Here is a 12,884-nt window from a genome sequence, read left to right as displayed (position 1 = left end):
AGCGTCGAAGTCATGGCCAAGCAGCAAGAGGAGTCCGTTCTGACCATTACCAACCCGGCCTGCCTGATCGACGGCACGGACACGGAATTTCGCCACCTGATCAACGGGCTGCTGCCGTTCGCGGCCCGCCTGCTGTCGGTACGCGACGGCTTCGGCTCGCTGATCGGCCTCACCGGCATCCAGTATTCGCTGCTCGTATCGGTCTCGCATCTGTCGCACGACGACGTCGTGACCGTCAATCGCCTCGCCGATCACCTGCACCTGAGCGGCGCCTTCGTCACGATCGAGACGGGCAAGCTGAAGAAGCTCGGCCTGCTCGACAAACGCTCGGACCCCGACGACAAGCGCAAGATGCGTGTCACGGTCACGCCGGCCGGCTCGAAGCTGCTGAAGACGCTCACCGAGACGCAGCAGCGCATCAACAACGTGCTGTTCGAGGGCGTGACGAAGACCGAATTCAAGGCACTCTGCTCGGTGATCGACCGCCTCGTCACCAACGGCGACCGCGCGACGCTCGATCTCGCGCACCTGATCGCGCGCCAGGAAAAAGGCTGACGCGCACCCGCCGCCGGCCCGCCCGCGATCGCCGGCCCGCCTGACGCTTCGGCCGCACTCAGTGCGCGGCCCACTCGATCGTATTCAGGTCGACCCCTTCCAGATGCATATCCCACAGCGGGCTCAGCGCGCGCAGCTTGTCGACCGTGTCGCGTACCTGCGCGATCACGCTGTCCACTTCGGCTTCGGTCGTGAAACGGCCGAGCGTGAAGCGGATCGAGCTGTGCGCGAGCTCGTCGCTGCGGCCCAGCGCGCGCAGCACGTACGACGGCTCCAGCGATGCCGACGTGCACGCGGAGCCTGACGACACCGCGACACCCTTGATTCCCATGATCAGCGATTCGCCTTCGACGAAATTGAAGCTGACGTTCAGGTTGTGCGGAATCCGGCGGGTGACGTCGCCGTTCACGTAAACCTCGTCGAGCGTTGACAGGCCGGCCAGCAGCCGGTCGCGTAATGCGCCGACGCGGCGGCTTTCTTCCGCCATCTCTTCCTTCGCGAGCCGGAACGCCTCGCCCATCCCGACGATCTGGTGGGTCGGCAGCGTGCCCGAGCGCATCCCGCGCTCGTGGCCGCCGCCGTGCATCTGCGCTTCGATCCGTACGCGCGGCTTGCGGCGCACGTACAGCGCGCCGATCCCCTTCGGGCCGTAGACCTTGTGCGCGGTCACCGTCAGCAGGTCGACGTTCAACGCATTCACGTCGACCGGAATCTTGCCGGCCGCCTGCACGGCGTCGCAGTGAAACACGATGCCGCGCGCGCGGCACAGCGCGCCGATCTCGGCCACGGGCTGGATCACGCCCGTTTCGTTGTTCGCGAGCATTACCGACACCAGGATCGTGTCGGCGCGCAGCGCCTGCTGCACCGTATCGAGATCGAGCAGGCCGTCTTCCCGCACGTCGAGGTACGTGACGTCGAAGCCCTGGCGTTCGAGCTCGCGGCACGTATCGAGCACGGCCTTGTGCTCGGTCTTCACGGTGACGAGGTGCTTGCCCTTGCCCTGGTAGAAGTGCGCGGCGCCCTTGATCGCGAGGTTGTTGCCCTCGGTCGCGCCGGAGGTCCACACGATCTCACGCGAATCGGCGCCGAGCAGCGCGGCGACGTGCGCGCGCGCTTCCTCGACGGCCTGCTCGGCATCCCAGCCGTAACTGTGGCTGCGTGAAGCCGGGTTGCCGAACTGCTCGTGCAGGAACGGCACCATTTTGTCGACCACGCGCGGATCGACGGGCGTCGTCGCGCTGTAGTCCATGTAGATCGGACGGGATTGCATCGATGCGGCTCCGGAAAGCGGTGTCTCCCGCGGTGCACGGAAGCACCGTGGAACAGGGTAGCGGCAGTGTACGTGGACATTCGAAGGCGCCGCGCAACACCCATCACGCCAGTAGGGTTGTCTTTCAAACAAAGCTTTCAAGGTCAGGGTTTACGACAGCTTGAATCTGCCTTTGTGTTTACATTTAATAAAAGCTAAATAACAAAGCTAAATAACGGTGCTTTGTTGGGCCGGATTCCACTGCGGAATCCGGCGATGCAACCCAAGGAGGACGATATGAGCGAGAACCATGCCGGAACCGGTGCGGGCGCAGACGCGCAGCGGCACTTTCGCACTGCGCTGTCGATGTTCGCGACGGGCGTCGCGGTGATTACCGCGACGCGCAAAGAGGGGATGCCGGTCGGCATCACGGTCGCGTCGTTCAATTCGGTGTCGCTGGACCCGCCGCTGATCCTGTTCTCGGTCGACCGTCGCAGCCTGAGCCTCGGCGACCTGGCCGACGCGGGCGGCTATACGGTCAACGTGCTCGACGAGACGCAACAGCACCTGTCGAACTGCTTCGCGAAAGCGAACGGCGACAAGTGGGGCTGGCGTGCCGACGCGGCCGATGACGACGGCGCGGTGCTGCTGCCCGACGCGCTCGCGACGTTCGAATGCGAACCCTATGCGCAGTACGACGGCGGTGATCACGTGATCTTCGTCGGCCGCGTGACGCGGCATCGCGCACGCTCGGAAGGGCGCCCGCTGATCTTCTTCGGCGGCCGCTACCGCACGCTCGACGGCTTGCATGCGCCGTCTGCCTGAATGCAACCCACGCTTCATTCCACCCTGGAGGACATCATGATCAAGAACGGGACCCAGCACATTGCGTCGCTGCGCGACGGGCGGCAGGTCTACCTGAATGGCCAGCCGGTCGGCGACGTGACCGCACACGCGGCATTCCGCAATTCGATCCGCAGCTATGCGAGCCTGTACGACTACCAGGCGCGCGACGAGAACGTCGAGAAAATGACGTTCGTGTCGCCCGACACGGGCAACCGCGTCAGCCGAATCTGGCAACTGCCGACCTCCTACGACGAACTCGTCGAACGCCGTGCCGCGCTGGAAGCGTGGTCGGAGCTGCATTACGGCTTCATGGGCCGTTCTCCCGACCACGTCGCGTCGTGCCTGACGGGCATGTATATGGGCGCCGACGTGTTCGAGCAATACGATCCGGCCCGTGCGGGTGCTCTGCGCGACTACTACCGCTATGCACGCGACAACGACCTGTTCCTGACCTACGTGATCGTGAATCCGCAGGCGAACCAGTCGAAGGCCGCGCACGAGCAGGAGGACAAGTACCTCGCGGTCGGCATCGTCGATCAGGATGCCGAAGGCATCACGGTGCGCGGCGCGAAGATGCTCGCGACGAGCGGGATCATGGCCAACGAGGTGTTCTGCAGCTGCATCCAGCCGCTGCGCGAAGGCGACGAGATGTATGCGCTGTCGTTCGCGGTGCCGATGAACGCGAAGGGCATGAAGATCCTGTCGCGCAAATCGTACGAGGAGAATGCGACGTCGGTGTTCGACAACCCGCTGTCGAGCCGCTTCGACGAGAACGACGCGGTGCTGTATTTCGACGACGTGAAGGTGCCGTGGGAACGGATCTTCGTCGCCGGCAATACGGCGATGTGCGCGAAGCAGTTCCACGCGACGCCCGCGCACGTGTACCAGAACTACCAATGCCAGGTGCGCCTGATGACGAAGCTGCGCTTCCTCGTCGGGCTCGGCCTGAAGATCTCCGAGGTCAACGGCACGAACGCGTTCCCGCAGGTGCGCGAAACGCTGGGCCAGCTCGCGGCAGAAGCGTCGATGGTCGAGGCGTGGGTCTACGGGATGGAAGCGAAGGGCACCGTCGTCAACGGCTTCTACGTGCCCGATCGCAACATGCTGTACGGCTCGCAGGTCGTCACGCAACAGCTCTATTCGAAGGTGCTCAACACGCTGCGCGAACTCGCCGGCGGCGGAATGATCATGCTGCCGTCCAGCGTGCGCGATTTCGAGAACCCCGACCTGCTGCGCATCATCGAGAAGACGCAGAAGTCCCCCGTGTGCTCGTCCGAGGAGCGCGTGAAGTTCTTCAAGCTCGCGTGGGACGCGGTGGGCTCCGAATTCGCATCGCGCCACAACCAGTACGAACTGTTCTACGCCGGCGCGTCGTTCGTCACGAAGGGGCATGCGTATCGCACGTACGACTGGCAGCGCGCGTCGCATCTCGTCGATTCGATGCTCGGCAGTTATTCGCTGGACCAGGAACTGTCGACGCCGCGCGCCGCTTGACGCGTCGTATTGCGCCCGACTCACCCGCTATCGCTACAGGAGAGACAGATGGCCATCAACAAGCTTCACGACGAATTCCATACGCTGGACATGCAGCGCGACTGGCAGCTGCCGGAAGGTTATGACCCGGCGTCCGGCGCACAGGAACTGATCCTGTCCGGCGCGCTCGACACCGAGCAGAAACGCGGCAGCCGCACGCGCTTGCTGCGCCTGCCGGCAGGGCTGCACACGAAGAAGCCGTTCGTGCACGACTACTGGGAAGAGGTGTTTCTCGTCGAAGGCGACCTGACCGTGGGCAACGACGAGCACGGCAACGGCGGCACGCCGTTCAAGGGCTACACGTATGCGGTGCGTCCGCCCGGCGCATGGCACGGCCCGTTCAAGTCGAACGGCGGCTGCGTGCTGCTGGAAATTCACTACTACGACCCGGCGTAAGCGCGGCCGATCAACGATACACGGCGAGCGGCTGCACGCAGCGTGCGCTGCCCGCCCAGAGGAGCATTCGATGAAAACCATCACGTTCGCGATCGACGGTCGCGACGGCCGCACCGAGCGCACGATCGCGATCGACACGCTCGTGATCGCGGGCTGGACCGGACGCGACACGGTCGCCATGGAGAAGCACATCCGCGAGCTGGAGGAACTGGGTGTCAAGCGCCCGGCGAGCACACCCGTGTTCTACCGCGTCGCGGCCGATCGTCTCGACCCGTCGCCCGCGATCCAGGTATCGGGCGGGCAGAGCAGCGGCGAAGCGGAATTCGTGCTGGTGCGCGACGGCGGCGAGACCTTCGTCGGCATCGCGTCCGATCACACCGACCGCGAGGTCGAGACCTACGGGATCACGGTGTCGAAGCAGATGTGCGGCAAGCCGTGTGCGAACACGCTGTGGAAGTTCGACGACGTGGCCGGGCACTGGGATCAGCTGGTGCTGCGCGCGTACGCGACGATCGACGGCGAGCGTGTGCTGTACCAGGAAGGCAAGGTGACCGCGATGCGCGCGCCGGACGATCTGCTCGCGCAGTTCGCACGCGATGACGGACGCTTCGTCGACGGCACCGCGATGCTGTGCGGCACGCTCGCGGCCATCGGCGGTATCCGGCCGGCCGAGCGCTTCGAGGTCGAGCTGGAAGATCCGGTGCTGGGCCGTATGATTCGCCATGCGTATGCGGTCGATGCGCTGCCCATTGCGGGCTGACGCAATCGGGTGCGCCTTCAGGCGCGGCAGATCGCGATGATCTCCGCGCTCGTCGCCGCGTCGAACGGTGCGTGCTGCCAGTCGCCGCACCAGTCGGATGAAGCGAATCCGGCTGCCGCCACGCGTGCCTGCAGTTCGGGTTGCTCGATGAAACGCAGCCGGCTCGTGCTCGTCAGAAACGTATCGTCGCGACGGAAGCGGTAGTGCGTGTCGAACGTCACGATCGCGCCATCGACCGAGCGCACCGCATGATGAAGACCGATGGTGCCGGTTTCGTGCGAGTCGACACTGCATGCCGAAAGTTCGGGCGTCCATGCGCGCCAAGGTGTGACGCGCGGGTTGCGGGTGTCGAACAGGAAGCGGCCGCTGTCGGCGAGTACGCGCCGCACATCGTGCAGCGTCGCGTCGATTTCGTCGTCGGTCAGCAGGCACTGGAACGCATGCCCGGTCATCACGACCGCGTCAAACGGCGCGCCGGGCGGCAGGCTGCGCAGATCGCACGCGAGCCAGCGCACCGCATCGGCGTCGGGCTGGCGTCGCGCGTAGTCGATCATCGCCGGCGCGGGATCGATCGCGACGACGTCGTGCCCGGCCGCCGCGAGCCGGCGCGCGAACGTGCCGGTGCCGCAGCCGAGATCGAGAATGCGTTGCCGTGCGCCGCCGATCGCGGCGGCATAGAACGCGAAATCGCGATCGCCCGCGTTGAACAGGTCGTAGACCGCGACGAGGCGTGGGTCGGTGTAAAGGGCGTCTTCGATGGTTGGCATGGGCAGGCGAAACGTCAACGATCGGCAACCGGCTTCAGCGCCCCGCGAAATTGCAGGTAGGTGCGCGCTTCGGCCTGCAGCGCGTCGTAGGGCTGCGCCATCCAGCTCCTGATCTCGCCGAGCGCATCGCGGCCGGCGGCCCGCACCGCGCCGCTGACCGCCTGCGCTTCCGGGTTGTCCGCCACGTCGTTGCCGCAGAACACGGCGTCGTCGCATGGCCGCGATGTCGTCTGCGTGAACACCGTCTTGCCGTCGTGGAAATACTGGTCCCAATGCGTATTGAAGATCACGACGCCCTTCTGCGTATCGACCACGTAGTCGATGTCGGCGGTGTAGCCGACCAGCGCGTCGTCGAAGAAGGTCCAGCGTTCGGTACGGATCGGCAGCACGCCATTCACCGGGTGTGCGTTGTCGAAGCGCATGCGGACTTCGAGCTGGCGATACGGGCCGAATTCGATCAGGTACGCGTCCGGCCCTTCGTCATTGCGGTGATACCAGCGCTCCATCGCGGGCGTCGGCGTGACGGGGCCCGACAGCAGCGTGGCGCCATGTTGGTGATCGAGGTCGAGCCTAACCTGCGCGGCGGCGATCCGGCCGGGCGGCAGCCGGCCCGGTACGGCGGGCACGTTGATGCCGGGCGTCACGTCGTAGCCGGGAATGGCATTGGCCAGGGCATCCGGCATCGGGCAGCGCGTGCTGCCGGTGAACGACATGCCCGGCGTGCTGGTCGTGAGCGTCACGACGATCGGAACGCTCACCTCGGGTACGCCGATCGGCAAAATCGATTCGAGGCAGTCCTGCACGTTGCGCGGGCCAGGCCCAGGGTCGTGGCCCGCGTCCTGCGCGTCGAAGCGCACACCATAGTCGAGCAGCGGGCCGTCGTCGCCGAGCGGTTTGGCATTGGCCTCACCGCTTCTCGCGAGGAGCGTGTGGTAGCCGGGCTGGCGCGGCAGCGCGCCGGGCGACAGCACCACGGCGAACGACGCGATCGAGAAGCCGTTGTCGATCCGGTGCGGCAGGTCGAAGCCGATCGTGCGTGGCGTATCGGGGCCGCCTCGCGGCGTGACCGTGGCGGTCAGACGGCGCACTTCCTCGTCGGTGTGCTGGTTCCATTGCGGATCGGGCAGGCACCCGAGGCCATAGCTGCACGACAGCAGGCTGTAGGTGGTGGTCGTGCGCGTGTAGTGCGCGACGATGTCGACGCTGTCGGGCAGCCGGCTACGCAGATCGGCATTCTCCGCGGGCGACAGGAACGGCATGTAGAGATCGCTCAGTGCGATCGTGATGTGCGAGGTGCCGGGTGGTGCCAGGACGTCGCGGGGTTTCGGGTCGCGGGGCGTCAGCAGCCACCAGGCCGCGAGCGTGAGCGCGGCGACGACGCCGAGTATCCACGCCAGGCGCCGGGTGGTGCGGGTGCGCGATGCGCGAGGGGAAGCGGCCATGGATCGGGTCGTCGGTGCCGGTGGTGGTCGAGTTGTTGTCCGGTCTGTCCGCGCTCGCCGCGCGACGCGACCCGCTTGCCGTGTTTACCGGTGCTGCACGGCCACGCGCAGCCCGAGCGTGATGAAGATCGAGCCGATGATCTTGCCCTGCCAGCGCGTGAGCCATGTGAGCCGCTTCACGATGCGGCCGAGCGGGCGGATCGAGCACGCGATCAGCGTCGTGTAGAGCGAGCTGAGCACGACGAAGATCAGCCCGAGCACCGCGAACTGCACGAACGTCGAGCCGCGTTCCGGATGCACGAATTGCGGCATGAACGCGAGAAAGAACAGCGCCGTCTTCGGGTTCAGCACCTCGGCGGGAATCGCCTGCAGGTACGCCTTGCGCGGCGTGACGGGCGATACGCTCGGCAGCGACGGATCGGACTGTTTCTCCAGCAGCGCGCGCACGCCGAGATAGATCAGGTACGCGGCGCCGATCACCTTCACGACGTTGAACGCGAGCGCCGACGTCATCAGCAGTGCCGACAGGCCGACGGCCGCGAACAGCGTATGCACGAAGTCGCCGCTGGCGACGCCGAGGCCGGTCAGGATGCCGGTCTTGCGGCCGCCCTGCACGGTGCGGCTCAGCACGAGCAGCACGGCGGGGCCGGGGATCAGGAACAGGCCGAGGACGACAGCGATGAAGGTGGTCAGCGTGGTCAGGTCGAACATGGCGGCTCCGGCAGGTGGGTGCAGCGGCGGGGATCGGGGCATTGTATTCGCTTCGGCGGGCGGCTGCAGACGCCGCACGGGCATCCGCCGCGCGGCACGGCCGTGCCGGCACCTTTCTGGTATAAGCACGAAAGGACGCGCGGGCAGGGCGTCCGGCTTCCTCCATCGTCCACCGGTTCATGCGCACGCTTCCCCCGACCACCGATCCCGCAGCGGATGACGAAGTCTTCCACGTACCGCGTCCGCTCGTCGTGTTCGGCGGCTCGGTCGTCGAGCCCGAATGGCGGCTCGAGCGGCACAGCCATCCGCAGGCGCAGTTGCTCTACACGCTGAGCGGCGTCATCTATTGCGAGATCGACGGCGGCGTGTGGAGTGCGCCGCCGCAATGCACGGTGTGGATCCCGGGCGACGTCCCGCACGCGGCGCGCGGCTCGGCCGGCGCGACGTTCTACGCGGTGCTGGTCGAACCGGATGCCGCGCTCGACCTGCCCGCGCGCTGCTGCACGCTGGCGGTGTCGCCGCTGTTGCGCGAACTGGTGCTGAAGGCCGCGAGCTTCCCGAACCTGTACGACGTCGACGGCCCGCAGGGGCGGCTGATGGCGACGCTGCTCGACGAACTCGTTGCGGCGCCGATGGAGGATCTGTACCTGCCGATGCCCGCCGATCGCCGGCTGCGCAAGCTGATCGACCATCTGCTCGACGATCCGGCCGACAAGTCGCCGCTGGCCGAACTCGCGCGGCGCGCGGGCGTCAGCGAGCGCAGCCTGACACGGCTCGCGATGAAGGAGCTGGGCATGAGCCTCGGCGACTGGCGCCGCCGGCTGCACGTCGCGCTGTCGCTGCGGATGCTGACCGCCGGCCGCCGCGTGCACCAGATCGCGATCGATCTCGGCTACGAGAGCGCGAGCAGCTTCGTGACGATGTTCCGCAAGGCGACCGGCAAGTCGCCGACGCAATTCCAGACCGACCGGCAACGCTGAACGGCGCGGTCCGCGCCATCCGTGCGCGATTGGCCGGATCGAGCAAGCGGTTGGCCGGGACGATAAATGACGCCGTGAGCCTCGATCCATAAAATGAGAATTGTTCTCATCTGGAGGCCGACATGCAAATCACCACGACCGAATTCCCGTTTGTCTGGTTGCGTTACGCCAGTGCGCCGCGTACCGACCCCACTCACTTGCTCGCCGAACTCGACGCGTTGCTGGCGCGCCGCGAACGCTTCGTCCTTCTGACCGACGACGCGCCGTCCGGCGACGATCGCAGCGCCGACGATCACGAAATACGCAAGCAGCTCGCGAAATGGAGCAAGGCGAATCGCGATCAGTCGCGTGAATGGATCCCCGCGATGATCGCGATCGAGCCCGATGCGGCGCGGCGCGTGGCGCTCGACGCATTCTCGGGCGCGTTCGAGAAGGTATGGGGCTATCCGCTGAACGCGGCAGCCACCCGCGACGACGCGCTCGCGCTGGCGCAGCGGCTGCTCGACGAACCGGCGCGCGGCGCCGTGGCGGCGAACGGTTGAACCGTCTGCCGCGCCGGCGGCGCGGCGTTCCTCGATACGCATGCACGGCGGGCGCGCAAGTGTGCGCCGCGGCATGCGGCAACAACGCAGGGGTGTCCGGTGGACAATCCGATCCGCGCGATGCGCATCTTCACGCGCATCGTCGAAATGAACAGCTTCACGCGTGCGGCGCAGGTGCTCGGCATTTCGCGCGCGACCGCGACGCGAACCGTGCAGGAACTCGAAGCGGCGCTCGGCATGCCGCTGCTGGTGCGCACGACACGCGCGCTGCGCGCGACGCCCGAAGGCGACGCGTATTACCGGCGCTGCCTGCGCATCACGGCCGACGTCGACGATCTCGAGGCCAGCATTCGCGGCGCCGCGCTGAATCCGAGCGGGCCGCTGCGCGTCGAGCTGCCGACGGCGGTCGCGGATGCGATCGTGCTGCCGGCGCTCGGCGAGTTTCATGCGCGGCATCCCGATCTGGTGCTGACGCTGGGCGTATCCGGGCGCCCGGCCGATCGCATCGGCGACGCGGTCGACTGCAGCGTCCGGCTCGGCGAACTGCCCGATTCGTCGCTCGTCGCGCGCCGGCTCGGCACGCTCGAGCGCGTGACCTGTGCGAGCCCGGCGTATCTCGACCGCCATGGCGTCCCGCGCATGCTCGACGATCTGGCCGGTCATCGCGCGGTCGGCGGGGCGTCCGCTCCTGGTCAACGCGTGGCCGAACTCGATTTCACGGTGGATGGCGCGGTGAGCAAGGTGCGGCTCGACGGGATCGTCAGTGTGGAGGACGAGCAGGCGTACCTGGCGTGCGGCGTGCACGGCCTCGGGCTCATCCAGCCGCCGCGCGTCGCCGCGCAGCCGCTGATCGACGCGGGACGGCTGCGGGAAGTGCTGCCGCGCTGGCGGCCCGATGCGATCGCGGTGTCGGCCGTCTACGTGAAGCGCCCGCATGTGTCGCCCGGCGTGCGCGCGTTCGTCGACTGGATCGCGGAGCGGTTTTCGGATGCGTCGCGGGACCTCGAGGGGCTCGTCGTCGCGGGGGGCGTGGTGCGGCGGCCGGCGCCGGAAACGATCGAGGTCGACGATCGCGCGGGCAGTGAGGTCGCGATGGCGTGAAGGACGCGCGGTGGACGAAGAACGATCAAGCGCTCGCGAGATGGAACGCGCCGGCCATTCGCTCCTGTTCCCTGGCAGGGAGCGCGAGCCGCGTCGCAAGCGTTCGCCACTGACCGACGATATCGCTGAAGTCGTCGATGATCTCGTCGGCGTCCTGCAGCTTGAGCCGAAAATACTCGCATACCTCGCGGGCGAGTTCGAGGTCGAGTGCGTTGTCGGCTTCCGTAATGTTGAGCTTGAGCCCGTCGGCGACGGCGACAGGGTTCATGTCGTAGGCCGCCGAGAGCCGCCACCCCGCACCCGGCACCAGAATGAAGCCGTGATTGCGGAGATGGTCGTCGGTGTTCGAGACCAGCAAGTTGAAGACGATTCGCGCCCATAGTTCGCGCAAGTCGGCGTTCGGCTGCGCGCCGTGCCGCATGAGCACTTCGGCCAGTTCCAGGTAGCTGACGCCAGTCGACGCATCGTCGCCGTCGACGTGGTTGGTCATGGTCATCGCCGACGCGAAATGCAGGCGTCGGCCCTCCGCCGTCCGATCGAATCGCCGAACCAGGAAGCAGTGATGGTCGCTGGCGAATTTTCTTGCCTCGGCGTGCGCGACGTTGAGGCCGCAACCCACCGCGAGCGCATTGACGACCATCTCCCAACCGCCGACGTCGTAGTCGTCGCGCGCGCTCGGAAACTTCGCGATATAGAGGCGGCCTTGATCGTCGGCCACGCTTGCTTTGGGTCTTGCGCCGCCGAGCGAGCCGCCGGGGGCGATGAGCATCGACAGCCAGTCGCGCCCGTTCGGGGCGGTATTGTCGACGTCTTCCTCCAGCGCGCGACTCGCGTGCTCCAGTTCGCGGATCTCGGCGAACGGCGGTGCCGCGAGATCGTGACGGTCGTCGAGGAATTCTCCTGAGTCGTCGAGCTTGTAACGCAACGCGCCGACGCGATACAGGTCGTGCACGCCAAGCAGGTAGTCCGATTCGTGCAGGCGAGTGCCTTTCGGTTGCAGGCCGGCGCGAATGTCACGCTCCAGCCTGCGATCCATCAGCATGCGGCCCCATCGATCGGGACTGGAGTCGGCGAAGGCGCCGAACGCGTCTCGCGGCGGTGCCGGATATTGGGGGCCTTCGAAGCAACCGATTGCCGGATCGATCTGCACGTTCGCGAATTCGGGTGCCGCCAGCGCGGCAGACGCATACTGGAACTCGAACCGCTCGCTCGCCCGCGTCTTGCGGCTGTGCAGGAGTCCGAGCTTGTGTGGTTCCGCCAAGCCGTCCCAATCTGCGTAGACACCGATCGTCGTCATTTCCCTCGATGCTCCCCGTGCCGTTTTCGTGCCGGCTTCAGCAACGCCGCAAGGTCGGCCGCCGTCGTGCCGCGGACATCGCCGCGGTCGGTGGTGTCGGAAGCGGCGCTGCCTGCGTCGGTCGTTTTCGTGGCGGAAGAAGCGGTTGCACGATTGCGCCGCTCGGGCCCCGACGATGCGGCAGAGGACGGAGGCGGCGCGGTTCGTCGTTCGGGCCGCGGTTGGACGAGCCGCGCGTCTTGAAGCTGGCGGCCGAATTCGTCCGTGGCGGCGAGATTTTCCAGATCGTTCTGGAGCCCCAGAACCTGCATGACGGACAGATACGCGCCCATGGTGACGCCCGACCCGCCGGCTTCCAGTGAACGGAGCGTCATCGGCGACATGCCGGCGCGTTCCGCGACCTGCTTGGCCGTCAGTTTCCGGCGCAGGCGCGCAAGTTTCAGCCGCTCGCCGAATTCGGCGAGCAACTGGTTCGATACGGGCAGGAGCGGGGCGGTCTTCTTTGCCATGAAGCTAATATTTCAACGTTTTGCTAACAAAGATGCCAAAATATTAGCACATTCGACGCGCTTCATGGGCATCTTGAGGGTTGGATGGGTGTCAGGGGTGCTGATATTTTGGCGATTTATACAAAAAATAGCCAAAATATTAGTGTTCTTGTGTGCGTTCCCTGCGCGCGGAGCCGACGTGCGTGCCGTTCCGACT

The 12,884-nt window shown here is 66.5% G+C and carries 14 protein-coding genes; 8 read left to right on the top strand and 6 right to left on the bottom strand.

The window, feature by feature from the left end; translation table 11 throughout:
• Positions 1-12: 12 nt before the first annotated feature.
• Complete coding sequence (locus ACPTTF_RS29075) at positions 13-555, top strand: MarR family winged helix-turn-helix transcriptional regulator (protein WP_166954502.1); 543 nt, start codon at positions 13-15, stop codon at positions 553-555.
• A 58-nt stretch (positions 556-613) separates the two neighbouring features.
• On the opposite strand, the gene ACPTTF_RS29070 is transcribed toward ACPTTF_RS29075, so the two are convergent.
• Positions 614-1,825, bottom strand: coding sequence for an IscS subfamily cysteine desulfurase (locus ACPTTF_RS29070; RefSeq protein WP_423369201.1), 1,212 nt, complete (start codon positions 1,823-1,825; stop codon positions 614-616).
• Positions 1,826-2,101: 276 nt separating this feature from the next.
• Here ACPTTF_RS29070 and ACPTTF_RS29065 point away from each other — a divergent pair, with 276 nt between their 5' ends.
• The 4 genes from ACPTTF_RS29065 to ACPTTF_RS29050 all read left to right on the top strand — a co-directional run bounded on the left by ACPTTF_RS29065 (position 2,102) and on the right by ACPTTF_RS29050 (position 5,339).
• Positions 2,102-2,629, top strand: coding sequence for a flavin reductase family protein (locus tag ACPTTF_RS29065; RefSeq protein WP_423369200.1), 528 nt, complete (start codon positions 2,102-2,104; stop codon positions 2,627-2,629).
• Between the two features lie 36 nt (positions 2,630-2,665).
• Complete coding sequence (locus ACPTTF_RS29060; RefSeq protein ID WP_423369199.1) at positions 2,666-4,144, top strand: 4-hydroxyphenylacetate 3-hydroxylase family protein; 1,479 nt, start codon at positions 2,666-2,668, stop codon at positions 4,142-4,144.
• A gap of 48 nt (positions 4,145-4,192) precedes the next feature.
• Entirely contained in the window at positions 4,193-4,579 is a 387-nt protein-coding gene (locus ACPTTF_RS29055) for a cupin (protein WP_423369198.1), read from the top strand.
• A gap of 70 nt (positions 4,580-4,649) precedes the next feature.
• Positions 4,650-5,339: a DUF2848 domain-containing protein gene (locus tag ACPTTF_RS29050; protein WP_423369197.1), complete on the top strand. Its 690-nt coding sequence runs from the start codon at positions 4,650-4,652 to the stop codon at positions 5,337-5,339.
• A 17-nt stretch (positions 5,340-5,356) separates the two neighbouring features.
• Here the strand turns inward: ACPTTF_RS29050 and ACPTTF_RS29045 are convergent, their stop codons facing one another.
• The 3 genes from ACPTTF_RS29045 to ACPTTF_RS29035 all read right to left on the bottom strand — a co-directional run bounded on the left by ACPTTF_RS29045 (position 5,357) and on the right by ACPTTF_RS29035 (position 8,259).
• A complete protein-coding gene (locus ACPTTF_RS29045; protein ID WP_423369196.1) occupies positions 5,357-6,106 on the bottom strand; it encodes a class I SAM-dependent methyltransferase in 750 nt (249 codons plus the stop codon).
• Between the two features lie 14 nt (positions 6,107-6,120).
• Positions 6,121-7,548 carry a hypothetical protein gene (locus ACPTTF_RS29040; protein ID WP_423369195.1) on the bottom strand — a complete coding sequence of 476 codons (1,428 nt, stop codon included), beginning with the start codon at positions 7,546-7,548 and terminating at the stop codon, positions 6,121-6,123.
• A gap of 84 nt (positions 7,549-7,632) precedes the next feature.
• The gene (locus ACPTTF_RS29035) at positions 7,633-8,259 is read right to left on the bottom strand and encodes a LysE family translocator (protein ID WP_423369194.1); all 627 of its coding nucleotides are present in this window, start codon (positions 8,257-8,259) and stop codon (positions 7,633-7,635) included.
• Positions 8,260-8,438: 179 nt separating this feature from the next.
• Here ACPTTF_RS29035 and ACPTTF_RS29030 point away from each other — a divergent pair, with 179 nt between their 5' ends.
• The 3 genes from ACPTTF_RS29030 to ACPTTF_RS29020 all read left to right on the top strand — a co-directional run bounded on the left by ACPTTF_RS29030 (position 8,439) and on the right by ACPTTF_RS29020 (position 10,882).
• Positions 8,439-9,239, top strand: a complete 801-nt coding sequence (locus ACPTTF_RS29030) for a helix-turn-helix domain-containing protein (protein ID WP_423369193.1) — start codon at positions 8,439-8,441, stop codon at positions 9,237-9,239.
• A 122-nt stretch (positions 9,240-9,361) separates the two neighbouring features.
• Positions 9,362-9,781 carry an ATP--cob(I)alamin adenosyltransferase gene (locus tag ACPTTF_RS29025; RefSeq protein WP_166954482.1) on the top strand — a complete coding sequence of 140 codons (420 nt, stop codon included), beginning with the start codon at positions 9,362-9,364 and terminating at the stop codon, positions 9,779-9,781.
• 99 nt (positions 9,782-9,880) lie between these two features.
• Positions 9,881-10,882 carry a LysR family transcriptional regulator gene (locus tag ACPTTF_RS29020; protein ID WP_423369192.1) on the top strand — a complete coding sequence of 334 codons (1,002 nt, stop codon included), beginning with the start codon at positions 9,881-9,883 and terminating at the stop codon, positions 10,880-10,882.
• Between the two features lie 25 nt (positions 10,883-10,907).
• On the opposite strand, the gene ACPTTF_RS29015 is transcribed toward ACPTTF_RS29020, so the two are convergent.
• Both ACPTTF_RS29015 and ACPTTF_RS29010 read right to left on the bottom strand, forming a co-directional pair.
• Positions 10,908-12,179 (bottom strand): type II toxin-antitoxin system HipA family toxin, encoded by a 1,272-nt coding sequence (locus ACPTTF_RS29015; RefSeq protein ID WP_423369191.1) that lies wholly within the window; start codon positions 12,177-12,179, stop codon positions 10,908-10,910.
• Positions 12,176-12,688 (bottom strand): helix-turn-helix domain-containing protein, encoded by a 513-nt coding sequence (locus ACPTTF_RS29010; RefSeq protein ID WP_166954477.1) that lies wholly within the window; start codon positions 12,686-12,688, stop codon positions 12,176-12,178. The genes ACPTTF_RS29015 and ACPTTF_RS29010 overlap by 4 nt, the downstream gene beginning before the upstream one ends.
• Between the last annotated feature and the right edge of the window lie 196 nt (positions 12,689-12,884).

It is taken from the genome of Burkholderia crassaminum (genome assembly GCF_964265005.1).
Lineage (GTDB): Bacteria > Pseudomonadota > Gammaproteobacteria > Burkholderiales > Burkholderiaceae > Burkholderia.
Note: the sequence above shows the minus strand (reverse complement) of the source record. Positions and strands in the feature narration are given on the sequence as shown.